General features: G+C 70.9%; 22 protein-coding genes and 1 riboswitch. Of the genes, 4 read left to right on the top strand and 18 right to left on the bottom strand.

The genetic code is table 11. The features are described 5' to 3' along the window. Window positions 1-12: 12 nt before the first annotated feature. The 8 genes from OG595_RS36145 to OG595_RS36110 form a co-directional block, all read right to left on the bottom strand. Window positions 13-495 (bottom strand): PH domain-containing protein, encoded by a 483-nt coding sequence (locus OG595_RS36145; RefSeq protein ID WP_329279525.1) that lies wholly within the window; start codon window positions 493-495, stop codon window positions 13-15. 46 nt (window positions 496-541) lie between these two features. After that, window positions 542-1,390, bottom strand: coding sequence for an ATP phosphoribosyltransferase (gene hisG, locus OG595_RS36140; protein WP_329279523.1), 849 nt, complete (start codon window positions 1,388-1,390; stop codon window positions 542-544). A gap of 65 nt (window positions 1,391-1,455) precedes the next feature. After that, entirely contained in the window at window positions 1,456-1,728 is a 273-nt protein-coding gene (locus OG595_RS36135) for a phosphoribosyl-ATP diphosphatase (RefSeq protein ID WP_006378313.1), read from the bottom strand. Between the two features lie 34 nt (window positions 1,729-1,762). Continuing rightward, the gene (gene ribH, locus OG595_RS36130; RefSeq protein WP_329279522.1) at window positions 1,763-2,248 is read right to left on the bottom strand and encodes a 6,7-dimethyl-8-ribityllumazine synthase; all 486 of its coding nucleotides are present in this window, start codon (window positions 2,246-2,248) and stop codon (window positions 1,763-1,765) included. Between the two features lie 36 nt (window positions 2,249-2,284). Next, window positions 2,285-3,580, bottom strand: a complete 1,296-nt coding sequence (locus tag OG595_RS36125; protein WP_329279520.1) for a bifunctional 3,4-dihydroxy-2-butanone-4-phosphate synthase/GTP cyclohydrolase II — start codon at window positions 3,578-3,580, stop codon at window positions 2,285-2,287. Further along, complete coding sequence (locus OG595_RS36120) at window positions 3,577-4,218, bottom strand: nicotinamide mononucleotide transporter family protein (RefSeq protein ID WP_329279518.1); 642 nt, start codon at window positions 4,216-4,218, stop codon at window positions 3,577-3,579. Before OG595_RS36120 ends, OG595_RS36125 begins: the two co-directional genes overlap by 4 nt. Beyond that, complete coding sequence (locus OG595_RS36115; protein WP_329279516.1) at window positions 4,215-4,817, bottom strand: riboflavin synthase; 603 nt, start codon at window positions 4,815-4,817, stop codon at window positions 4,215-4,217. The genes OG595_RS36120 and OG595_RS36115 overlap by 4 nt, the downstream gene beginning before the upstream one ends. Before the next feature lie 147 nt (window positions 4,818-4,964). Beyond that, a riboswitch (FMN riboswitch) is annotated at window positions 4,965-5,099 on the bottom strand. 250 nt (window positions 5,100-5,349) lie between these two features. Beyond that, on the bottom strand, window positions 5,350-6,540 hold the full coding sequence (locus tag OG595_RS36110; RefSeq protein ID WP_329279514.1) for an ROK family transcriptional regulator: 1,191 nt from the start codon (window positions 6,538-6,540) through the stop codon (window positions 5,350-5,352). 162 nt (window positions 6,541-6,702) lie between these two features. On the opposite strand from OG595_RS36110, the gene OG595_RS36105 reads away from it, so the two are divergent. Further along, window positions 6,703-7,914: an MFS transporter gene (locus OG595_RS36105; protein WP_329279512.1), complete on the top strand. Its 1,212-nt coding sequence runs from the start codon at window positions 6,703-6,705 to the stop codon at window positions 7,912-7,914. On the opposite strand, the gene OG595_RS36100 is transcribed toward OG595_RS36105, so the two are convergent. Both OG595_RS36100 and OG595_RS36095 read right to left on the bottom strand, forming a co-directional pair. Beyond that, a complete protein-coding gene (locus OG595_RS36100; protein WP_329283478.1) occupies window positions 7,874-8,323 on the bottom strand; it encodes an acyl-CoA thioesterase in 450 nt (149 codons plus the stop codon). The genes OG595_RS36105 and OG595_RS36100 overlap by 41 nt on opposite strands. Before the next feature lie 125 nt (window positions 8,324-8,448). Next, a complete protein-coding gene (locus OG595_RS36095) occupies window positions 8,449-9,597 on the bottom strand; it encodes a glycoside hydrolase family 6 protein (RefSeq protein WP_329283476.1) in 1,149 nt (382 codons plus the stop codon). Window positions 9,598-9,772: 175 nt separating this feature from the next. Between OG595_RS36095 and OG595_RS36090 the strand changes: the two genes are divergently transcribed. Both OG595_RS36090 and OG595_RS36085 read left to right on the top strand, forming a co-directional pair. Continuing rightward, entirely contained in the window at window positions 9,773-10,456 is a 684-nt protein-coding gene (locus OG595_RS36090; RefSeq protein WP_329279510.1) for a DUF5995 family protein, read from the top strand. A gap of 148 nt (window positions 10,457-10,604) precedes the next feature. After that, window positions 10,605-11,534: an LLM class F420-dependent oxidoreductase gene (locus OG595_RS36085; RefSeq protein WP_329279508.1), complete on the top strand. Its 930-nt coding sequence runs from the start codon at window positions 10,605-10,607 to the stop codon at window positions 11,532-11,534. Window positions 11,535-11,635: 101 nt separating this feature from the next. On the opposite strand, the gene OG595_RS36080 is transcribed toward OG595_RS36085, so the two are convergent. From OG595_RS36080 to OG595_RS36050, 7 genes are all read right to left on the bottom strand, one after another. Then, on the bottom strand, window positions 11,636-13,333 hold the full coding sequence (locus OG595_RS36080; RefSeq protein ID WP_329279507.1) for a flavin monoamine oxidase family protein: 1,698 nt from the start codon (window positions 13,331-13,333) through the stop codon (window positions 11,636-11,638). Window positions 13,334-13,394: 61 nt separating this feature from the next. After that, on the bottom strand, window positions 13,395-14,183 hold the full coding sequence (locus OG595_RS36075) for a carbon-nitrogen hydrolase family protein (protein WP_329279506.1): 789 nt from the start codon (window positions 14,181-14,183) through the stop codon (window positions 13,395-13,397). A gap of 350 nt (window positions 14,184-14,533) precedes the next feature. Then, window positions 14,534-16,045: an HAD-IA family hydrolase gene (locus tag OG595_RS36070; RefSeq protein WP_329279504.1), complete on the bottom strand. Its 1,512-nt coding sequence runs from the start codon at window positions 16,043-16,045 to the stop codon at window positions 14,534-14,536. A 27-nt stretch (window positions 16,046-16,072) separates the two neighbouring features. Continuing rightward, complete coding sequence (locus OG595_RS36065) at window positions 16,073-17,131, bottom strand: ABC transporter ATP-binding protein (protein ID WP_329279502.1); 1,059 nt, start codon at window positions 17,129-17,131, stop codon at window positions 16,073-16,075. A gap of 5 nt (window positions 17,132-17,136) precedes the next feature. After that, on the bottom strand, window positions 17,137-17,952 hold the full coding sequence (locus OG595_RS36060) for an ABC transporter permease (protein ID WP_329279500.1): 816 nt from the start codon (window positions 17,950-17,952) through the stop codon (window positions 17,137-17,139). Further along, window positions 17,940-18,836, bottom strand: coding sequence for an ABC transporter permease (locus OG595_RS36055; RefSeq protein ID WP_329279498.1), 897 nt, complete (start codon window positions 18,834-18,836; stop codon window positions 17,940-17,942). The genes OG595_RS36060 and OG595_RS36055 overlap by 13 nt, the downstream gene beginning before the upstream one ends. Next, on the bottom strand, window positions 18,833-19,990 hold the full coding sequence (locus tag OG595_RS36050) for an ABC transporter substrate-binding protein (RefSeq protein WP_329283474.1): 1,158 nt from the start codon (window positions 19,988-19,990) through the stop codon (window positions 18,833-18,835). Before OG595_RS36050 ends, OG595_RS36055 begins: the two co-directional genes overlap by 4 nt. A 212-nt stretch (window positions 19,991-20,202) precedes the next feature. Between OG595_RS36050 and OG595_RS36045 the strand changes: the two genes are divergently transcribed. Next, window positions 20,203-20,943, top strand: a complete 741-nt coding sequence (locus OG595_RS36045; protein WP_329279496.1) for a GntR family transcriptional regulator — start codon at window positions 20,203-20,205, stop codon at window positions 20,941-20,943. A gap of 103 nt (window positions 20,944-21,046) precedes the next feature. Here the strand turns inward: OG595_RS36045 and OG595_RS36040 are convergent, their stop codons facing one another. Further along, entirely contained in the window at window positions 21,047-21,499 is a 453-nt protein-coding gene (locus OG595_RS36040; protein ID WP_164314977.1) for an Lrp/AsnC family transcriptional regulator, read from the bottom strand. Window positions 21,500-21,502 lie beyond the last annotated feature (3 nt).

Here is a 21,502-nt window from a genome sequence, read left to right as displayed (position 1 = left end):
GACGGCCCTGAGTCAGCCCTGATCTTGTTCGGGGGCACCCGCGGACCTCGCCTCGGCGAGCGCCCGCAGGGTGCGCGCGTCCTCGATGGCACGCTGTTTGGCGATGCCCGGCTGGATGCCGAGCGCGGGCAGGCTCGTACCGTCGCTGAGGTCGAGGAACACCCAGGGGTCGCCCGGCCGGAGGTTCACCCGGAGGATCTCCGCCCAGTCCAGACGCCTCTTGCTCGCGATGTTGACGACGGTGACTCCGGACTCGTCGACGACCACCTTCGGCCGGGACAGGAGCAGGAGTACGGAGGCGAGCAGCGCGCCGGTGAAGACGAAGCTGAGGCGCTCCCCCGGGCCGAGGTTCTCCAGGAGCAGCGCGATCGTCGTGATGACGACGAAGATCGCGACGCTCGCGGTCGCCAGCACGGCCCGGGTGCGGCCCGGCCGGAAAGTGACGGGCAGCGCGGGCAGCGCCGGGGGAACGGGTGCGGTGGGCGGAGTCTGCATCGGTGTGCGGTCCCTGTCGCTCACGGTGTCTGTCGTTTCCCGTGTCTCAGAGGCGGCAGGCGTGGATGGCCGTGGTCAGAATGGCCCGCGCGCCGATGTCGTACAGATCGTCCATGATCCGCTGGGCCTCCTTGGAGGGGACCATCGCGCGGACGGCGACCCAGCCCTCGTTGTGCAGCGGCGAGACGGTCGGCGACTCGAGACCGGGCGTCAGGGCGACGGCCTTCTCCAGCTGCTCGACGCGGCAGTCGTAGTCCATCATCACGTACGTCCGGGCCACCAGGACGCCCTGAAGACGGCGGAGGAACTGCCCGACCTTGGGCTCCTCGGCCTCCGCACCGACCCGGCGGATGACGATCGCCTCGGACTTCATGATGGGCTCGCCGAACACCTCCAGGCCCGCGTTGCGCAGCGAGGTGCCGGTCTCGACGACGTCCGCGATGACCTCGGCGACGCCGAGTTCGATCGCGGTCTCGACGGCGCCGTCCAGGTGGACGACGGAGGCGTCGACGCCGTGGTCGGCGAGGTGCTTGGCGACGATTCCCTCGTACGAGGTGGCCACGGTCAGGCCGGCCAGGTCCTGGATGCCGGCCGCGGTGCCGGGCTTGCCGGCGAAGCGGAAGGTGGAGCGGGCGAAGCCGAGCGGGAGGATCTCCTCCGCGTTGGCCCCGGAGTCGATGAGGAGGTCGCGGCCGGTGATGCCGATGTCGAGGCGGCCCGAGGAGACGTAGATCGCGATGTCGCGGGGGCGGAGGTAGAAGAACTCGACCTCGTTCTCCGGGTCGACGATGCGCAGTTCCTTGGACTCACGGCGCTGCTGGTAGCCGGCCTCATGCAGCATCTCCGCCGCAGGTCCTGACAGGGAACCCTTGTTGGGGACGGCGATGCGCAGCATGAGGTCGGCTTCCTTTGTGTGGTGTGTGCGGGGCGGAACAGTGGTGTGTACCGGTGGAGCGGGCCTTACAGGTGTGCGTACACGTCGTCCAGCGAGATTCCGCGGGCGACCATCATCACCTGGACGTGGTAGAGCAGCTGCGAGATTTCCTCGGCGGCTGCTTCCTTGCCCTCGTACTCGGCGGCCATCCAGACCTCGGCGGCCTCTTCTACGACCTTCTTGCCGATGGCATGGACACCCTTGCCGACCAGCTCCGCGGTGCGTGAGGTGGCGGGATCGCCCGTGGCGGCCTTGTGCTGGAGCTCGGTGAAGAGCTCCTCGAACGTCTTATTGGACATGATGGCCCCCACATTACGTGGTGAAGGGGACTCCCTAGCGCCAGGGTTCGGATACTGAGCGGAGGGTGGCCGCGGTCGCGACGGCCGCCGTCACCGCCTCGTGCCCCTTGTCCTCGTTGGAGCCCTCGATACCCGCGCGGTCGAGGGCCTGTTCCTCGGTGTCGCAGGTCAGCACGCCCATCCCGATGGGGACGCCGGTGTCGACCGAGACCTGGGTGAGGCCCTGGGTGACGCCCTGGCACACGTACTCGAAGTGGGGAGTGCCGCCCCGGATGACGACGCCGAGGGCGACGATCGCGTCGTAGCCCCGCCCGGCCAGCGCCTTGGCGACGACCGGGAGTTCCCAGCTGCCGGGGACCCTGAGCAGGGTCGGCTCGTCGATGCCCAGGTCGTGCAGGGCGCGCAGGGCGCCGTCGACCAGACCGTCCATCACCTTCTCGTGCCACTGGGCGGCGATGACGGCGACGCGCAGGTCACCGCAGTTGCGTACGGACAGTTCGGGTGCACCCTTGCCGCTCACGTTCTTGTCTCTCCTCGGAGATCTCTACAGCGATCGTTACTGGTTGCCGCAGGGGGACACGGGGGCCGCGTCCAGCCAGGGCAGGTCGTGTCCCATCCGGTCCCGCTTGGTGCGCAGGTAGCGGAGGTTGTGTTCGCCCGCCTGTACGGGCATCGGCTCGCGGCCGGTGACCTTGAGGCCGTGCCGGACGAGCGCGTCGGTCTTGTCGGGGTTGTTCGTCATCAGGCGCACACTGCGGACGCCGAGGTCCTGGAGTATCTGCGCGCCCGCGCCGTAGTCCCGGGCGTCGGCGGGCAGGCCGAGTTCCAGGTTGGCGTCGAGGGTGTCGCGGCCCTGCTCCTGGAGCTCGTACGCCCGGAGCTTGGACAGCAGTCCGATGCCGCGCCCCTCGTGGCCGCGCAGGTAGACGACCACTCCCCGGCCCTCGTCCCGGATGCGTTCGAGGGAGGTCTCCAGCTGGGGGCCGCAGTCGCAGCGCAGGGAGTGGAAGACGTCGCCGGTGAGGCATTCGGAGTGGATGCGGACCAGGACGTCCTCGCCGTCGTCGGCGCCGATGTCGCCGTGGACGAGGGCGACGTGCTCGACGCCGTCGACGGTGGAGCGGTAGCCGTATGCCGTGAACGTGCCGAAGACGGTGGGGAGTTGGGTCTGGGCCTCGCGGCGGACGGTGGGTTCGGCGCTCTTGCGGTAGGCGACCAGGTCCTCGATGGAGATGATCGTCAGGCCGTGCTTGCGGGCGAAGGGGATCAGCTCGGGGAGGCGGAGCATACGGCCGTCCTCGCCGGCGATCTCCACGATGGCGCCGGCCGGTCGCAGTCCCGCGAGACGGGCGAGGTCGACGGCGGCCTCGGTGTGGCCGTTGCGGACCAGCACGCCGCCGGGCCTGGCGCGCAGCGGGAAGATGTGGCCGGGGCGGACGAAGTCGTCGGCGCCGGCGTCACCGCTCGCGAGAAGCCGAAGCGTGGTGGCACGGTCGGAAGCGGAGATACCGGTGCTCACACCGTGAACGGCGGATGCGTCCACGGAGACTGTGAACGCGGTCTTCATCGACTCGGTGTTGTCGTCGACCATTTGCGGCAGCCGGAGCCGGTCGAGTTCGTCGCCCTCCATGGGGGCGCAGATGAGCCCTCGGCACTCGCTCATCATGAAGGCGATGATCTCGGGGGTCGCCTTCTCGGCGGCGATGACGAGGTCGCCCTCGTTCTCCCGGTCCTCGTCGTCGACGACCACGACCGGGCGGCCGGCCGCGATGTCCGCGACGGCCTGCTCGATCGGGTCGAGGGACCAGTCCTCGATGTTGTCGGTGCTGTACAGGATCGGGGCCGTGGTCATGCGGGCGCTCCTTCCAGGACGGGCCGCGTGTCCTTGCGGGAGCGCAGCCACCAGTCGCGCATGCCCCACAGGACGAGTGCGCCGTAGATGACGTAGACGAAGCCGGAGAAGGCGTAGCCGTTGGCGAAGTTGAGGGGGACGCCGACGAGGTCGACGAGGAGCCAGGCGAACCAGAACTCGACCATGCCGCGCGCCTGGGCGTACATGGCGACGATGGTGCCGACGAAGATGTAGGCGTCCGGCCAGGGGTCCCAGGACAGGGTCGGGTAGGCCTTGAAGAGCAGGGCCACAGCGACCGTGCCGACGGCGGCGGCGCCGATCATGGCCCCGCGCTCGCGCCAGGTGGCGAACCGCGGGGTGATGTGACCGTCCGCGGAGTCGCCCTTGTGCCGGTTCCACTGCCACCAGCCGTAGCCTGCGACGGCCATGACGACGGCCTGCTTGCCCGCGCTGCCGGTGAGGTGGCCGAAGAAGGCGCCGAAGAGGACGAGGCCGGAGAGGAACTGCACGGGCCAGCTCCAGATGGAGCGCCGCCAGCCGAGCGCGAGGGCGACCAGGCCGAGAATGTTGCCGATCATGTCCGACCAGAGGATGTGCTGGTCGAGGAGGGTGAACGCCTCGGTGTTCAGCCCGTTCACTTAGCCACCCCCTGCGGTCCGAGCAGCCGCTCGACGTACTTGGCGATGACGTCGACCTCAAGGTTGACCGGGTCGCCGGGCTGCTTGCGGCCGAGCGTGGTCAGGTCGAGGGTGGTGGGGATGAGGCTGACGGTGAAGTGGTCCGGCCCCGCGTCGACGACGGTGAGGCTGATGCCGTCGACGGTGATGGAACCCTTCTCGACGACATAGCGGGTGAGGTCGGCGGGGAGCGAGATCTTGACGATCTCCCAGTTCTCGGACGGCTTGCGTTCGAGGACGGTGCCCGTGCCGTCGACGTGGCCCTGCACGATGTGGCCGCCGAGGCGGGCGCCCAGGGCCATGGGGCGTTCGAGGTTGACGCGGGATCCGACGGTGAGAACGCCCAGGCTGGAGCGGTCGAGGGTCTCCGCCATGACGTCGGCGGTGAACTCGTCACCCTCGTGCTCGACGACCGTGAGACACACGCCGTTGACGGCGATGGAGTCGCCGTGGCGGGCGCCTTCGGTGACCACGGGGCCACGGAGCCTGAAGCGGGAGGCGTCGCCGAGGTTCTCGACCGCCGTGACTTCGCCCAGTTCTTCGACGATTCCGGTGAACACTTCCCGGGTCCTCCCTGCCTCTTCGGGCACGGACTCCGGGGCCTGTCGATGACGACAGCTGTGAACGGGCAGGAACACCGGGAGCGACGCCGGACGGAGCTCGGCCCACGGCCGAACGGTACGGCGGCGCGCACGAATGCCCGCCCGCCGCGCACTGCCTCCCATCCGGACTTTAACCGTCGGTCCAGGAATTCCACCTGGTCAACCGGCCGCCGAAAAGATGCGGACGGGTCGCGGACTATAACCGCCGGTTCGGACTTTCACCGACCCCGGAGTGCGCTGCTTCTGTTACAGGCCAGTGTGCCACGCCGGGCCGTACTCCATGCGGGTGAGTTGTGTGGACTGTCTCACAACAGCCGATGGGAATAGCCGACGGGAAGCGGCCGCAGGTGAGAGCAGGGCGATCACCCCTGCTTCAATTGGTCCATACCTATTGACCGTCATGGTCCAGACCTCCTAGCGTCGGTGCCGGACCGGCGGCGGTGACGACGGCCCTTGCCCGCCGCCGGTCCCCCACACCACACAGCCCCCGCTATCCGACCGGCACCCCGAAGAGCACCTCCTGCGCGCCCTCCCGTGCCGTCAGCAGCGCCCCGCGCAGTACCGCTCCGCCGCCCAGCACGCTCGCGCGCACCTGGGCCGGGAGGGGTGACAGCCGGGCGAGCCGCTCCTCGACGCGGGCGGCCAGCACGTCGCCGCCCGCCCGGCCGACCTCGCCGCCCAGCACCACACACCCCGGGTCGAGGACGGCGACGACGGACGCGGCGCCGATGGCGACGCGGTCGGCGAGGGTGTCGAGGAAGCGGGCGTGGGCCGGGGCCCCGGGGGCCGCCACGGCCGCGCGGACCAGAGCGGCCGCGTAGGGCTCATGGGCGGCGGCGTCGGCCACCAGGTCCCGCGTACCGGCCAGCCGGGCGATCGCCGCCGCTCCGGCGAGGGAGTGGAACCCCCCTTCGCAGTCCGTGGCCGACGGCAGCTGTCCCGTGCCCGGCACCGGCAGGAAGCCGATCTCGCCGGTGCCGCCGGAGGCCCCCCGGCGCAGGATGCCGTCGAGGACCACGGCCGCGCCGGTGCCGTGGCCGAGCCACAGCAGCACGAAGGTGTCCCGGTCGCGGGCGGCGCCGTCGCGTTGTTCGGCGAGAGCGGCGAGGTTGGTCTCGTTCTCGACGATCACCCGCGCCCCGGGAAGCCGTTCCTGGAGTGCGGCGACTAGCCGGCGGTGCCACTCGGGCAGGCCGGTGGAGTCCCGGAGTTCACCGGTCGCCGGGTCGATCAGGCCCGGGGCGCCGATCCCCACCGTGTGCAGCCGCTCGGCCCCGGCCTCCTTGGCGACCCGCTCGACGAGGGCGACCGCCTGTTCCACGGCGGGACCGGTGCCGGTGTCGTCCCCGATCGGCACGGCGGCCTCGGCGAGCACCTCGCCCAGCAGGTCGGCGACGACGACGGAGACACCTTCGGTACGGACGTCCAGAGCGGCCAGGTGGGCGAGGCCGGCGACGATCCCGTACACCTTCGCGTTCGGCCCGCGCCGCTGCTCCCCCGACTCGCCCACGACCGTGACGAGTCCGGCGGCGGTGAGGCGTTCGACGAGGTCGGCGACCGTCGGCCGGGACAGGCCGGTGAGCTGCTTCAACCGCCCCGCCGTCAGCGGGCCCTCCTGCTGTAGCAGGCGCAGGGCGAGCCGGTCGTTGATGGCCCGGGCGGTGCTCGGTGATGCGGGCATGCCGAGATCCTTCCAGATCGTCGGGGCCGCTCCCGGTACGGACGGCCGGTATCGCGCTATCTATCAGGCAACCTTCCTGATAGTTTACGGCAGCGTGCGGCGGAGCCGACCGCGACACCGATGGAGACACAGCGGAGAGCCGACCCGCAGAAGGGCCGCAGAATGAGTGCAGTGCTGTACGAACGAGACGAGGTGAAGCGCGCCCGGTACGCCGTGGCCGCCGTCTTCGCCGTGCACGGCGCCGTCACCGGCTCGTTCGCGACCCGGGTGCCGTGGATCCAGGACCATGCCTCGGTCAGCGCGGGGCAGTTGGGGCTCGCGCTGGCGTTCCCGGCGTTCGGCGCGTCCCTCGCGATGCCGCTCGCGGGCCGCATCAGCCACCACTTCGGCGCCCGTACGGCGCTGCGCGGTCTGATCGCGCTCTGGACCCTGGCACTCGTCCTGCCGGCCCTGGCCCCGAACCTCCCCACGCTCTGTCTCGCCCTGTTCGTCTACGGCGCCACGGCCGGCATGGCTGACGTGGCGATGAACGCGCTGGGCGTGGAGATCGAGAACCAGCTGGGCAGGTCGATCATGTCCGGCCTGCACGGCATGTGGAGTGCGGGCGCCCTGATCGGTGCCGCCGGCGGCACCCTCGCCGCACATCTGGGCTCGGACGCGCGACTCCATCACCTACTCGCGGCGGCGACCCTCACGGTTCTCGGCGTGGCCGCCTGCCGCTGGGTGCTCGATCTGCGCCCCACCGAGGACGAGGAGCCGCCCCCGAGGTTCGCGCTGCCGCCCAGGTCCGCGCTGCTGATCGGTGCGATCGGCTTCTGCGCGGTGTTCGCGGAGGGCGCGAGCCTGGACTGGTCGGCGGTGTACCTGCGGGACGAGCTGGGCACGTCGGACGGTCTGGCGGCGGCTTCCACGACCGGCTTCATGCTGACGATGGCCGTGGCCCGGCTCGTCGGCGACTCGGTCGTGAACCGTTTCGGCGCGGTGCGCACGGTCCGGGCGGGCGGCGTGCTCGCCGTGCTCGGAGGTGTGCTCATCGTGGTCGCGGAGCATCCCGCCACGGCGATGACCGGCTTCGCGCTGCTCGGTCTCGGCATCGCCGTGGTCGTCCCGCTGTGCTTCGCCGCGGCGGGCCACAGCGGACCCAACCCCAGTCAGGCCATCGCGGGCGTCGCCACCATCACGTACACCTCGGGTCTGGTCGCGCCGAGCGCGATCGGGACGCTGGCCCAGGCGACGAGCCTGGTGGTGTCGTTCGGGCTGGTCACGGTGCTGGCGGGCGGGCTGGCCGGGTTCGCGGGAGTGCTGCGGGCAGGAGAGAAGGACCGCCCGAAGGTCAGTCCGCCGAGCGCAGCAGTTCCCGACCGCAGGCCCTGAACCGGTCGCTCCACGGCGTGGGCCGCAGGGTGCCCGCGTCGAGCCGGACCAGCACCCGCGCGCCCCGGGCGTATGTCACCTCGCCGTCGGCCGAACAGAGCCGGAAGCCGTAGGTGAGGCCGGTGGTGCCGAGGCGTTCCACCCAGAGGTGCACGGCGTAGACGCCGGGTCGGTCGACCGGTGCCTCGTAGCCGATGCGCAGTTCCCTGACCACGTTGCAGAAGTCGCCGGCCGCCGCCCAGTCGCCGTCGAAGGTGAATCCGTACTCCGTCAGCAGCTCGTTCCAGGCGCGCTCCACCAGCAGCGGATAGCGGGCGTTGTGGAGCATGCCCAGGGAGTCGAGGTCGTCGAAGTGGACGGTGACGGGTATCAGCCGCCCGTACGGGCCGTCCGGGTCGGCGGAGGGCATGGGTGCTGCGACTTCGGCTTCGGCGGTCACGGGCGGGGCTCCTGGGGCGTACGGGATGAATGGTGGATGCAGTTACTTACCCGCCCCCATCCTAAGCGCACGCTCAGAATCACCGTCCGGTCGGCTCAACGCGCCAGGTCGTAGGCGTACGACGGGGTGAACGTGCCGGGTGCGCCCTTGCAGCCGTCCGACTCCCCCGGCAGCTTGACCCACAGATAGGCGTCGATCCGTGCCTCGCCCGTGTCGGTGGTCGGCGCCCGGCCGAGCTTCCGGCCGTCCGGGTCGCACCACTCGCCGTCGGCCGGGGCTCCGTTGCCGTTGCGGCTGGTGTCGATCACGGCGCCGAGGCCGGCGGGACCGCCGAGGGCGTCGAGGACCTGTCGGTCGTACGCGATCTCGTCGTCCGTGCGGTGGAAGTTGGAGACGTTGCTGAAGACGCCGTCGGAGGAGGCGGCCGAGGCGGCGCCCGCCTGACGGAGCAGGGCCGCCTGCTTGGCGGGGGTGTTCCAGCCGGAGTGGCCCGCGTCGTAGTAGACGCGGGCGTTGGGGTTGGCGGCCTTGAGGACGCGGCCCGCACGGGCCAGGGAGGCGAGTCGGTCGGCGCGCCGGTCCGCGGAGAGGCAGTCGGTCTGGGCGATCGAGTCGGGCTCCAGGATGACGATGACCTCGCCCGAGCCGAGGCCCGCGGCGAACGCGTCGATCCAGCCGTCGTACGCGTCGAGGTCGGGCGCGCCGCCCTGGGAGGCCCCTCCGCAGTCCCGGTCCGGAACGGCGTACGGCACGAGTACCGGGACCCGGCCGGCGCCCGCCGCGCCCGCGGTGACCGCGCGGACCCGGGAGGCGATCGTCGAGGGCGAGAAGTCGGCGAACCAGACCGCGGCCGGACGGTCGGCGATCTCCGCCTCTATGACGGGGCGGCCCGGATCGTCGCGGTGGGCGCTGACCCAGTCGAGGACCTGGGAGTCGGGGTAGCGGTAGAGGCGGGTGGAGACCGGGGCGGCCGCCCGCTGCGCCTCCGGCTCGGACCCCGGCGCCGCGGGCGAGGGGGTGCGGCGAGGCTTCTTCGCCTCCGTCGTACGGGCGGACGGGGAGGGTGACTGCGAGGCGCTCGGCGTGGGCGGGCCCGATGTCACGGCCGGCAGCGGGGCGAGCAGGGGTGAGCTGGTCACCTCGGGCCTGGCCTCGTCGGCACCGCCACCGCGGCCGTCGTCGAACGCGGAGAGCAGCCCGGTCGCCGTGCCCACGGCGACCACGACCGAGGCGGCGGCGACCATGACGGAACGCCGGGCGGCGCGCCTGTGTTCGGCCCGGCGCGCGGCCAGGCGCTGGGCGCGCAAGCCTGACACGTACAGCTCCCCTTCCTCTGCCGCGGTGGGTGCGTTCCCCCGTTCTGGGGAAGCGTCCGGCCCGGCGGCACATGCGCCAGCCTAGGACTGGGACCCTGCCCTCATGGTGCAATTGGAACAGTTCACCACTTCTGTCGACTCTGTCGACCGGGTCCTCTCCCGTATGCGCGCGCTGGAGTCACACCTGCCCCCGCGAGACGGGCTCGCGGTCTTCAACCGCGTCTACCTCGCCGTCACAGAGGCCTTCGACCGGCGCCTGGAGGCCGGCGCGTTCCCTGACGCCGAGGCCGCGATCACCCTGGACGTACGGTTCGCCGAGCGGTATCTGCGGGTGGCCGAGGACGATCACGCGCCCGCCTGCTGGCGCCCGTTGCTCCAGTTCCGCCGCCATCCCGGCGTACGCCCGCTGCAGTTCGCGCTCGCGGGCATCAACGCGCACATCGGGCACGATCTGGCGCTCGCCGTCATGGACGCCTGTCGTACGCTCGACTGCGAACCGGCCGATCTGGAGGATGAGTTCGAGCGCGTAGGAGATCTACTCGTCTCGCTGGAGGAGTGCATCCGCGAAGAGCTGATGCCGGGTCCCGACCTGCTCCAGATCGCCGATCCGCTCACCCACCTGCTCGGCGCGTGGAGCATGGAGCGGGCCCGGGCCGCCACCTGGTCGGCGGCCCGCACCTTGTGGGCGCTGCGCCGACTGCCCGATGTCGCCGAGGAGTTCACCGACCGCCTCGACGCGGCGGTCGGCTTCGCGAGCCGCATGCTCCTCACGCCACTGCCGGACTGATCCGGCCACTCCTGCGCAGGGCCTCCGCCATGGCTAGGTGAACGTTGTACGTTCGAGGGCGACCGCGTTTCCTGCGATCGCTTGCACCTTTTGGCGTCTGCCGGCGCCTCTTGGCGCCTCTTGGCACCTCTTGCGAAGGAGCACGAGCATGGCCGTCCGTCTGGGTCTGGGTCTTCCGCAATCACACCAGTACGAGATCGGGCGGGACGTGCCGGACGTGGCACGCGCGGCCGAACAGATCGGCTACGAGAGCCTCTGGGTGTTCGAACGCGCCCTGTACCCGGAACCCGCGACCCAGGGCCTGTACGGCATGGAGGGCGTCCCCTGGCCCGACGCTTACCGCGGTCTCGCCGAACCCCTGGTGACGCTGACACTGGCCGCAGCGGCCACCGAGCGCGTCCGCCTCGGCACCAGCGTGCTCGTCGCCCCGCTGCACGGTCCCTTCCAACTGGCCCGCACGCTCGGCACGCTGGACGCGGCGAGCGGCGGCCGGGTGGTGGCGGGCCTGGGCACCGGCTGGTCCCTCGACGAGTACGCCGCCGCGGGGGTGGCCCCGTTCGCCGAGCGCGGCCGGGTTCTGGACGAGATCCTCGACGTGTGCCGGGCGGTCTGGGGCCCGGACCCGGTGCGGTACGAGGGCGGCCTGACGAATATCGCGTCGGCCGTCGTGGGCCCCAAGCCCGCCCGGCCGATCCCGATATTCCTGCCCGCCTTCAGCAAGAAGTCCCTGACGCGCCTCGTCGAACGCGGCGACGGCTGGAACCCGATCGCCATGGGCGTCGAGCAACTCGCCACCCAGTGGCGGCAGGTGCAGGACTTCGCCGCCGAGAAGGGACGCACGAGGCCGATCGAAACGGCGGTGCGGGTGAACCCCGCCTACACGGCGAAGGCGTACGACGGCGCCGACCGCCGGCCCTTCCAGGGCAGTGTCGACCAGATCGTGACGGACCTCGCCGCCCACGCCGAGATCGGCCTCGACGAGTTCTTCCTCGACTTCGGCGACACCCCGCGGGACGCCGGCGAACTCAAGGACCTGGCAGCCGAGTTGTACGAGGCGGCACGGGCGGCCGGAATCTGAACGTCCCAGCTCCGAAACTCCCGGGTCCGTACGTCTCCGTACGTCCCGCATCCGAACGCCCCGAATCCATGAGCCCCCGGTCCGGAAGCCCCGAACAGGCCTCAGTCCTCGGGGAGTTCGACGGGCGCGATCTCGTCGTACACGTCGCCGGGGCCCGGGTTGGTCGCGTCGGTGGTCCCGCCGAAGTGGTGCATGACGCCCCAGACCGCGTTCAGCGCGGTCTGGACGGCGCCCTCGGCCCAGCCCGCCGTCCAGGAGATGTCGTCGCCCGCGAGGAAGATGCCACGCTTGTCCGCGGGCAGCCGGTCCTGCATGAAGTGCGTGAACAGGCGCCGCTGGTAACGGTAGTGGCCGGGCAGGTTGGCCTTGAACGCGCCCATGAAGTACGGCTCGTTCTCCCAGGACACGGTGACCGGGTTGCCGATGACGTGCTTCCGGATGTCGACCTTCGGATAGATCTCGCCGAGCGACTTCAGCATGACCTCCATCCGCTCGTTCGCGGACAGCGGCAGCCACTTGAGGCTGTCGTCGCACCAGGTGTACGAGAGGCAGATGACGGCGGGCTTGTCCGGCCCGTCGTCGAGGAGGTAGGTCCCGCGCGTCATACGGTCGGTGAGGGTCATCGACATGACGTCCCGGCCGGTGCTCTCGTCCTTGTCGAGCCAGAACGGCCGGTCGACGGGCACGAAGAGCTTGCTGGACTCCATGTAGTGGGTGCGCTCGATGGCCGTCCAGTGGTCGATCGGGAAGAGCGAGTCGTCGCAGGCGATCTTCGAGAGCAGCATCCAGGACTGGGCGGTGAAGACGGCCGCCGGGTACGTACGGATGTCGCCGGCCGCGTCGGTGACGGTGATCCGGTTCCCGGCCGTGCGGTGGAGGCGGGTCACGGCCGGGCGCGGTACGCCGTTCACGTGCAGGGACGCGAGGGAGGTCCCGTACGGCCAGTGGACGATCTTCCCGGGCTCGCGTTCCCAGAGCCGCAGCGGCAGTTGCTGGCTGCCGCCCACGATGCCCCGGTGGTGGTCGTCGGCCTCGGTGTAGACGACGCGCAGGATCTCCAGGATCGAGTTGGGGAAGTCGGTGTCCCAGCCGCCCGTCCCGAAGCCGACCTGGCCGAAGATCTCACGGTGCCGGAACGACTTGAAGGCCTCGGAGTCGCAGAGGAAGCCGTAGAAGGTCTGGTTGTCGAGCTTCTCGACGAGCCGTGCCCAGATCTCGCGGATGCGCGGGACGTCGCGCTCGCGCAGGGCCCGGTTCATGTCGGAGAAGTCGGCGCCCTCTTCGAGGCATGTGTTCCAGGCCTCGGCGACATCACGGTAGACCTGCGGCAGGTCGCCGACCGTCTCGGCGTAGTGCGACTCGCCCTTGAGGTCGACGACCGTCGAAGGGGTGCACTCCGCGAGGGGGTTGGGGAACGGCCGGGTCTCCAGGTCCACCAGGTCGATGTAGTGCTGGAGGGCGGTGGAGGAGGGCGGGAAGCGCATCGCGCCCATCTCGGCGGTCAGGGAGGGGTCGCAGCCGTCGAAACCGACGGTCCGCAGCCGCCCGCCGATCTGGTCGGCCTCGTACACCACGGGCTTGAGGCCCATCTTCATCAGCTCGTACGCGGCGATGATCCCCGACAGGCCGCCGCCGATGACGGCGACCTCGGTGCCGTGCTCGGTCGCGGGGACCTGCCCGAGACCGGCCGGGTGGGCGAGGAAGTCGTCGTAGGCGTAGGGGAAGTCCGGCCCGAACATGGTGATCGGCGGCTGCTGCGCGTCGGCGTGCTGGACGGCGTTGGGCACCGTGGACGTCATGGGGTACGGACTCCTTGCAGGGTGAAGCAGGTGGAGGGGAGAGGAAGGAAGGTGAGGAGGCTCAGCCCAGGGAGCCGTACAGGCCGGGACGCCGGTCCAGGAGATACGGGTTCGCCTCGCGGGAGGCGGCGAGGAGAACGGGGTCGACGTCGCCGAGGAGGAGTTCCTCGCCGCGGCCGGCCCTGGTACGGGCCACTCCGTCGGGTCCGGCGAGCGTGGAGAGCCCGACGAAGTCGAACTCCCCTTCCTGGCCGACCCGGTTGACGTAGGCGACGTACAGCTGGTTCTCGAAGGCCCGCACCGGTACGACGGATTCGGCGACGAACTGGAACGGGTGCATCTGCGCCGTCGGGACCAGGAGGAGGTCGGTGCCGGCGAGGGCGTGGGCGCGGACGTTCTCCGGGAACTCGACGTCGTAACAGATCATCAGGCCGACCCGGAGACCGCCCAGTTCGGCCTGTACGACGGGCTGCTCGCCCGGTGTGAAGTGGTCGCGTTCGAAGTGGCCGAAGAGGTGGGTCTTGCGGTAGTTGGCCAGCCGGTCGCCGTCGGCGGAGACGATCTGGGCGGAGTTGAAGACCTGGTCGCCGGACCGCTCGGGGTAGCCGTAGGCGATGGCGAGGCCGTGCCGGGTGGCGATCTCGGCGACCGCGTCGGCGGAGTCGCCGTCGGCGGGTTCGGCGAGGTGGGCGATGCCGTCGCCGATCGCGTACCCGGTGAGGAACATCTCCGGCGCGGCCAGCAGCGCGGCGCCCGCGGCGGCGGCCCGGCCCGCGGCCTCGTCGAGCACCTTGAGGTTCTCGACGAGGGAGCCGGGGCGGCCGGAGCTCTGGAGCAGGGCGGTGCGCATGCGGGGTCCTTGCAGGGGCTCATGGGGCTGGGGATACACGTAGACGGTACGGGGGGCGGGCTCGGTGGGACAAGGCTGAGCCGTTGCGCGCCGGTGAGCGATTCGTTGCGCGGGACGGGGGCCGGGCGGCGATTCGTTGTTCTCGCCCCCGCCGCCCCTACCCGTCCCATCCTGAGGGCTATGCCCCCAGACCCCCCTTCGCTCTGAACGCGCTCGTCCTCAAGCGCCGGACGGGCTGGAAATGCCGGCCGGCGCTGAATATCCGGCCCCTCCGGCCTTTGAGGAGCGGGGTCTGGGGCGGAGCCCCAGCAGGATGGGACGGGTAGGGGCGGCGGGGGCGAGAAACCTCTCTACCGGAACCCGAACGTCGTCAGTACCGCCGCGTGGTCCGAGGGCCAGGCGTTGCCGGCCACCTCGGGCCACAACCGCACCACCCCGCTCACGACCACGCGCGAGTCAAGCACCCTCAGCCCCGCCCCCCTGAACAGCACGAAGTCGATCCGGTCCTGAGGCTCCGGCCGCCCGCTCCCGTCCTCGTGCTCGACATGAATCGGCGACCAGGTATGACCGGGATCCCGGACCGCGTCCGGGTGCGCCTCCCGGTACGAGTCCCGCAGCCCCGCCTCGTCCGCCGCCGCCTTCGTCACCGGCCACTCCACTCCCGGCCAGTCCAGATGCGAGGGCGTGTTGAAGTCCCCGACGAGCACGACGGGCGTGGAATCGCCGACGGCGGAGTCGGCGATCCGCCGCAGGATCTCCCGTATCCGCTCCAGCCGCCCCGCTTCATGGGCGACCAGTTCGGCCGCCGGAAGCCCGTCGAACCGGGCCTCGTACGGCCCGTACGGCGCGCAGTCGAGGTGGGCGCTCCAGACGTCGACCTCCTGCCCTCCGTCGAGTCGGATCCGCACCCCGGTCGCCCCGTAGAAGCCGACGTCCGGGTCGCCGAGCCGGGCGGTGATCGGATGCCGGCTGATGACGCCGAGGTTCGGGCCCGCCTGATGGTGGTGCCAGCCGAGTGCCTCGGCGAGTTGCTGGGCGGAATCGCCGTTCGTCTCCTGGAGGCCGACCACGTCGGCGCCCGTCTCGACGATCACCTTGAGCTGCTTCTCGCGGTGGTCGTCGACCTTGGTGCCGCCGAGCCACAGGTTCCAGCTCATCACCCGGAGTTCGTTGCGGAGTTCCGGCGCGACCATTGCGCCGAGCTGCGCCACGGTGACCCCGGCCAGGCTGGCCAGTACCGTCCGGCCGGGCGCCGTCCCGATCGGCGCGAGCGACGGCACGGCGAGTACCGCGCAGCCCGCCGCCTCCGCCGAGGCGACCCCGGTCTCGGTGTCCTCGACGGCGACGCAGGCTGCCGGGTCGACGCCCAGGGCGTCACAGGCGGCGAGGTACGGGTCGGGGGCGGGCTTGGTGTGTTCGGTGTCGTCGGCGGTCACGGAGACCGCGAACCGGGTGGCTCCCAGCGCGTCGAGCACGGTGTCGGCGACGGCCCGGGGAGAGGCGGTCACCAGGGCGGTGGGTACGCCGGCCAGGGCGAGCGCGTCGAGCAGGTCGAGCGCGCCCGGGCGGGGCACGATGCCGGTGCGGACGCGGGCCGCGAACTCCCGGTGCAGCTCGGCGGCGAGCCGCCCGGCCTCCGTGCCCGTGGCGGCGGCCAGCCAGTCGGCCGTGTGCTCGACGGGCCTGCCGAGCACCTCGGGCTGGTCCGCCACGGTCAGCGGTCTCCCGGCGACCTGCTCCACCGCCTCCCACCACAGCCGCTCCGTGTCGACGAGCGTGCCGTCCATGTCGAACAGGACTGCCTGGAGCGGGAGTCGGGACGGTCGGGGGGTGCCGGGAGTCCGGGGGGCGTGGGGGGTCACGTTTCTCTCTCTCGAAAGGTCAACGGTTCACGGGCGGTTCGCGCGTCCGGCCACCAGCACCGGCCGCTCCGGCAGGGACACCTGTACGGCGGTTCCCGCGCCCAGCTTGGCGGCCTCGTGCGCGGGCAGGTCGGCCTTCACCTCGGTGCCGTCGCCGAGCCGTACGGTGATCCGGGTGACCGCGCCGAGGAACGCCGTGGCCACGACGTGCGCGTCGCCCGCCGGGTCGGCGCCGACCCGGACCACCTCGGGCCGGACCAGCACATCGACCTCGACGGTGTCGGGCGCCTCGCCGTCCACCGGGAGCCGCTGCCCGAGCACCTCGACCGAGCCGCCGGACAGGCGCCCCGGAATCCGGCTCATCGTGCCGACGAACTCGGCGACGAACGCGGTGGCGGGACGGCCGTACAACTCGGCGGGGGTGGCGCACTGTTCGAGTCGCCCGGAGTGCATCACGGCGACCCGGTCGGCCATGGACAGCGCCTCCTCCTGATCGTGCGTCACGAACAGGGTGGTGATGCCGAGTTCCTGTTGCAGCCGCCGGATCTCCTCGCGCAGGTTCAGCCGCACCTTGGCGTCCAGCGCCGACAGCGGCTCGTCGAGGAGCAGTACGCGCGGGCGCAGGGCGAGCGCGCGGGCCAGCGCGACACGCTGCTGCTGGCCGCCGGAGAGCTGGTGCGGATACTGCTCGCCCTTGTCGGCGAGGCCCACGAGATCGAGCAACTCGGCCGCGCGAGCGCGCCGTTCGGTCGTGCGCACCTTGCGCATCCGCAGCCCGAAGGCCACGTTGTCGAGGGCACTGAGGTGCGGGAAGAGGCTGTACGACTGGAAGACCATCCCGGCGTCCCGGCGGTGGGCCGGCACCTGGGTGACGTCCTCGCCGTCGACCAACACCTCACCGGAGTCGGGGTGTTCGAACCCGGCGAGCATGCGCAGCGCCGTGGTCTTGCCGCAGCCGGAGGGGCCGAGCATCGCGAGCAGCTCCCCCGGCCGCACGGCGAGGTCGAGTCCGTCGAGGGCGACGGTCGGGCCGAACTCCCGGCGCAGGCCCCGGAATTCGACAGTGGCGGCCTTGTCGAGCGTCATGTGGTTCATCCCTTGGCGGCGGCGGTTCGGGAACGCCCGCCGAGCCCGGCGAGCGCGAGGAGGAGGGCCCAGGTGACGAGCAGGCTGAGCACGGAGACGGCGACGGAGAGCTGGGCCTGCGAGCCGCCGACGCTGTAGATCCACACGGCGAACGGCTGGAAGCCGAGCAACTGGGCCACCGTGAACTCGCCCAGGACCAGAGCCAGGGTGAGGAAGGAGGCGTTGAGCAGCGCCCCGCGCAGGTTGGGCAGCACGGCCCTCACCAGCGCCTGCGCCGGGCTCGCACCGCAGCTGCGGGCGGCCTCGACCAGCGTGCGGACGTCGATCGCGCGCAGTCCGGCGTCCAGTGACCGGTGGACGAAGGGCAGCGCCATCACGACGTACGCGAGGACGAGGACGACGGGGAAGTCGGGGTTCTGGATGGCGACGAAGGTCTGGAACAGGGGCGTACGGGAGAGGTGTTCGGGACCCCACTTGAGGACTGTGGAGATCCCGGCGACGAACGCGATCGGCGGGACGACCAGCGGCAGGGAGCAGATCACCTCGACGACCGGCCGCAGCCGGGGTGCGCCGAGCCGCAGGGCGACCATCGCGGGCACCATCAGCAGCAGGACCACGGCGATCGTGGCGGCGCCCAGTTCGAGGGAGAGCATCAGGCCGGGCAGGAAGCCGTCGGCGCCGACGATCTGGCCGTAGGCGTCGAAGGTGACGCCCTCGCCCGGTACGTCGACCGTGAAGATCACGGAGGCGGCGAGCGGGACGATGAAGTAGACGGCGGCGCCGGTCAGGACCACCCAGCGCCACAGGTTCAGGCGAGCCATCGCGCGCTCCTCCGTTGCAGGGGCAGGTACACGGCCATGACCAGGCCCGCGATCAGGACCATGTCGAGGCTGAGGGCGAGTGCCACGTTCTCCTGGCCGACGAGCACGTTGCCGGAGATGGCGTCGGCGATCTGGAGGGTGACCAGCGGGATCGAACTGCCCACCATGGCCGCGGCGGTGGCGTATGCGGCGAAGGCGCTGCCGAAGAGGAGCACGAACCCGCCGAGCAGCGAGGGCAGCAGCACGGGCAGACCGACGTGCTGCCAGTACTGGACGTTGGTGGCGCCGTTGTTGAGCGCGGCCTCGCGCCACTGGGAGCGGAGTCCGTCGAGCGCGGGGGTGATCGTGAGGACCATCAGCGGGATCAGGAAGTAGAGGTAGACGATCACCAGTCCCCAGAAGCTGTAGAGGCTCCAGCCCTTGTCCGTCAGCCCCAAGTGCCGTGTCAGTACACCGGAGTTGCCGAGGGTGGCGACGAAGGCGAAGGCAAGCGGCACCCCGCCGAAGTTGGCGAGGACCCCGGAGGCGGTGAGTACGGCCTCGCGCAGCGCCCGGAACCGGGAGGACACGACGGCCTGGGCGAGCAGCAGTCCGAGGACGGTCGCGATGAGCGCCGACACCGCGGACAGCTTGACGCTGCCGAGCAGGGCGGTGAGGTACGCGCCCTGGAGGGAGTCGGTCAGGTTGGCCGTGGTGTACGAAGTGGCGCCGGTGGCCTGGTTCTTGGCGGTGAAGGCGCCGTTCAGCATGGCCAGGGCGGGCACCCCGAAGGCGACCGCCACGAAGGCGAGCAGCGGCAGTACGGCGAGCCAGCCGGGGGCGCGGCGCCGCCGCTTCACGGAAGCGGCGGGCACCACGTCGACCCGGGTGAGGGTGGCGGTCATCCGGAGACGGCCTTGCCCCAGCCCTGGGCCAGTACGGTCTTGGCCTTGCTCTGCTGGGCCTCGGTCGGGAAGGACGGTGTGCCGGAAACCTTGGGCAGCTTGGCGGCGGCGGTCTTGTCGAGCGTGCCGGCCTTCTCCATGGCGGTCATCAGGGCCGGCCGGGCGTATCCCTTGAGCCAGAGGTTCTGCCCCTCGGCGCTGTAGAGGTACTCCTGCCACAGCCGGGCGGCGGCCGGGTGCGGGGCGTCCTTGTTGATGGCCTGGGAGTAGAACTGGGAGAACTCGCCGTCGGCGGGCACGGACACCGTCCAGTCGACGCCCTTGGACTTGAACTCGTCGGCGTATCCGGCGTTGAGGTAGTCCCAGTCGATGCTGATGGGCGTCTCGCCCTTCTCGACGGTTGCGGGGGTCGACTCGACGGGTGTGTAGTTGCCGTTCTTCTTCAGCTTGGCGAAGAAGTCGAGGCCGGGCTGGATGTCGTCGAAGGAACCGCCACTGGCCAGCGAGGCCGCCCAGACACCGGCGAAGGCCGAACCGGACTTGGTGGGGTTGCCGTTGAGGGCGACCTGTCCCTTGTACTGGGGCTTCAGCAGATCGGCGAACGAGGTGGGACAGGTCTTCACGCGCTTGGCGTCGCACCCGATGGAGATGTAGCCGCCGTAGTCGTTGAACCAGAGCCCCTCCGGGTCCTTCTGTCCCTCGGGGATGTCGGCGAAGGCGGCGACCTTGTAGGGCGCGAGCAGTCCCTGCTGGGCGGCGCTCAGCGCGAACGAGCTGCCCAGGTCGAGGACGTCGGGTGCCCGGTCCTGCCCCTTGCGGGAGGTGACGGCGTTGATCTCGTCCTGACTTGCCCCGTCGGGGTTCTCGACCTCGATCTTGATGCCGTACTTCTTCTGGAAACCGTCGATCAGGGCGCCGTAGTTGGCCCAGTCACGGGGCAGCGCGATGGCGTGCAGCGTGCCCTCCTTCTTGGCGGCCTCGACCAGCTTGGCCCTGCCGCCGAAGTCGGCGGCGGAGGTCGCGGTGGCCGCGCTCCTGCCGTTCGCGGTGGTCGACGTGTCGTCGGGGGCCGCGCCGCAGGCGCTCAGGGCGAGCGCGGCGACGACGGCGAGGGCGCCGCCGCGGACGGCTGTTCTCGGCAGGGTCACGATCACGGTCTCTCCAGGGGTGCGCACGAGGGTTGAGGTAGTGCGGAGAACTTGTCTGAACAAGTTGGCTTCAGTAGGACTTCCGCTGGTATCACGCCCGTAAACACTGGCGAAACACTGACCACTGATTCCCTGCACATTTCCGGCGCGCCTGGACCGGTCGCAGATGTCGATTAGGCTGGTCACGCTGTGCACAGCGACAAGCCCAGAGGGGAAGCATGACGGCGCGACACGAGGAGATCGCCGACGAGCTCCGCCGGGCGATCGACCGCGAGGAGTACACGGTCGGCAGCCGGCTGCCTCCGGAGACGGAACTCGCCGCCCACTACGGCGTGGCCCGCGGCACGATCCGCCAGGCGGTTGCCGCCCTGACCGCCGAGGGCCTGATCGGCTCCCGCCAGGGCGCCCGCCGGGTGGTCCTGGCCAGCCGCCGCAGCCAGACCTTCGAGGAACTCCGCAGCTTCGCCCAGTGGGCCCGCGCGATGGGCCGCGAGGCAACGGGCCAAGTGGTGCACCAGGAGTACCGTCCCGCGACGACGGAGGACGCGATCCGGCTCCAACTCCACGAGAAGGAAAGGGTGTTGCACGTCCTGCGCGTACGCGGCCTGGACGGCGAACCGGTCCTCCTGGAGCGCACGGTCTACGCCGGCTGGATCGCCCCGTCGGTGGAACCCATCGAACCGGACTGCCCCTCGGTCACCCAACGCCTCTTCGAGGACACGGGGTTGGTCTTCGCATACGGCGAACACGTCATCGACGCGGTGGCGGCCGGCGCCCAGGACGCCGAACTCCTCGACATCCGCCGCACGAGCCCCCTCCTGCGCGTCCGCCGCGTGACGACAACGAGGGAGGGCCGCCCGGTCGAATGGTCCGACGACCGATACCGGGGCGACGCGGTGAGCTTCAGCATCCACAACTCGATCGCGAACAACGCCCTGGCGAGAAAGACCGCCGACTAGGGGCAACTCGCAACAGGCGCTGCGGAGTTGCCGACAGGGGCGCGGGGAACTGCGCGACAAGCCACGCCGAACCCGCACCCGCCGACGAACCCGCAAGGGGCACCTAGGTGGGCGACCCCGCAGAAAACCTCCGCAGCAACGGCGACAACACCAGCACGGACTTCGTCCGTTCCACGAACGGCTCCCCCGCGATCCGCTCAAGCACCCGCTCGAAGTGCCGCATGTCGGAGGCGAAAACCTGCACCACCGCGTCCGCCTCCCCCGTGACGGTGGACGCGGCCACCACCTCCTGGTACCGCTCCAGCCCCCGCTGAATCGTCTCCGGCGAGGTGTTCCGTCGGCAGTAGATCTCGACGAACCCCTCCGTCTCCCACCCCAGCGCCGCCGGATCCACCCGCACGGTGAACCCGGTGATCGCCCCGCTCGCCCGCAACCGGTCCACCCGCCGCTTCACGGCAGGCGCGGACAGCCCGACCAGTTGCCCGATGTCCGCGTAGGAGCGGCGCGCGTCCTCGGCGAGGGCGTGCACGATACGTTCGTCGAGATCGTTCAGCACGGT

Origin of the sequence: Streptomyces sp. NBC_01451, assembly GCF_036227485.1 — a bacterium.
Classification (GTDB): domain Bacteria; phylum Actinomycetota; class Actinomycetes; order Streptomycetales; family Streptomycetaceae; genus Streptomyces.
Note: the sequence above shows the minus strand (reverse complement) of the source record. Positions and strands in the feature narration are given on the sequence as shown.

Bases quoted from the DNA above. Each gene is read 5' to 3' on its own strand.
- OG595_RS36055 (WP_329279498.1), bottom strand. From the start codon at position 18,836: ATGACCGCCACCCTCACCCGGGTCGACGTGGTGCCCGCCGCTTCCGTG.
- OG595_RS36045 (WP_329279496.1), top strand. From the start codon at position 20,203: ATGACGGCGCGACACGAGGAGATCGCCGACGAGCTCCGCCGGGCGATC.
- OG595_RS36110 (WP_329279514.1), bottom strand. From the start codon at position 6,540: ATGCCCGCATCACCGAGCACCGCCCGGGCCATCAACGACCGGCTCGCC.
- OG595_RS36135 (WP_006378313.1), bottom strand. From the start codon at position 1,728: ATGTCCAATAAGACGTTCGAGGAGCTCTTCACCGAGCTCCAGCACAAG.
- OG595_RS36125 (WP_329279520.1), bottom strand. From the start codon at position 3,580: ATGACCACGGCCCCGATCCTGTACAGCACCGACAACATCGAGGACTGG.
- OG595_RS36060 (WP_329279500.1), bottom strand. From the start codon at position 17,952: ATGGCTCGCCTGAACCTGTGGCGCTGGGTGGTCCTGACCGGCGCCGCC.
- OG595_RS36145 (WP_329279525.1), bottom strand. From the start codon at position 495: ATGCAGACTCCGCCCACCGCACCCGTTCCCCCGGCGCTGCCCGCGCTG.
- OG595_RS36080 (WP_329279507.1), bottom strand. From the start codon at position 13,333: ATGACGTCCACGGTGCCCAACGCCGTCCAGCACGCCGACGCGCAGCAG.
- OG595_RS36065 (WP_329279502.1), bottom strand. From the start codon at position 17,131: ATGACGCTCGACAAGGCCGCCACTGTCGAATTCCGGGGCCTGCGCCGG.
- OG595_RS36075 (WP_329279506.1), bottom strand. From the start codon at position 14,183: ATGCGCACCGCCCTGCTCCAGAGCTCCGGCCGCCCCGGCTCCCTCGTC.
- OG595_RS36090 (WP_329279510.1), top strand. From the start codon at position 9,773: ATGGTGCAATTGGAACAGTTCACCACTTCTGTCGACTCTGTCGACCGG.
- OG595_RS36100 (WP_329283478.1), bottom strand. From the start codon at position 8,323: ATGCCCTCCGCCGACCCGGACGGCCCGTACGGGCGGCTGATACCCGTC.
- hisG (WP_329279523.1), bottom strand. From the start codon at position 1,390: ATGCTGCGCATCGCCGTCCCCAACAAGGGTTCCCTGTCAGGACCTGCG.
- OG595_RS36105 (WP_329279512.1), top strand. From the start codon at position 6,703: ATGAGTGCAGTGCTGTACGAACGAGACGAGGTGAAGCGCGCCCGGTAC.
- OG595_RS36085 (WP_329279508.1), top strand. From the start codon at position 10,605: ATGGCCGTCCGTCTGGGTCTGGGTCTTCCGCAATCACACCAGTACGAG.
- OG595_RS36095 (WP_329283476.1), bottom strand. From the start codon at position 9,597: ATGGTCGCCGCCGCCTCGGTCGTGGTCGCCGTGGGCACGGCGACCGGG.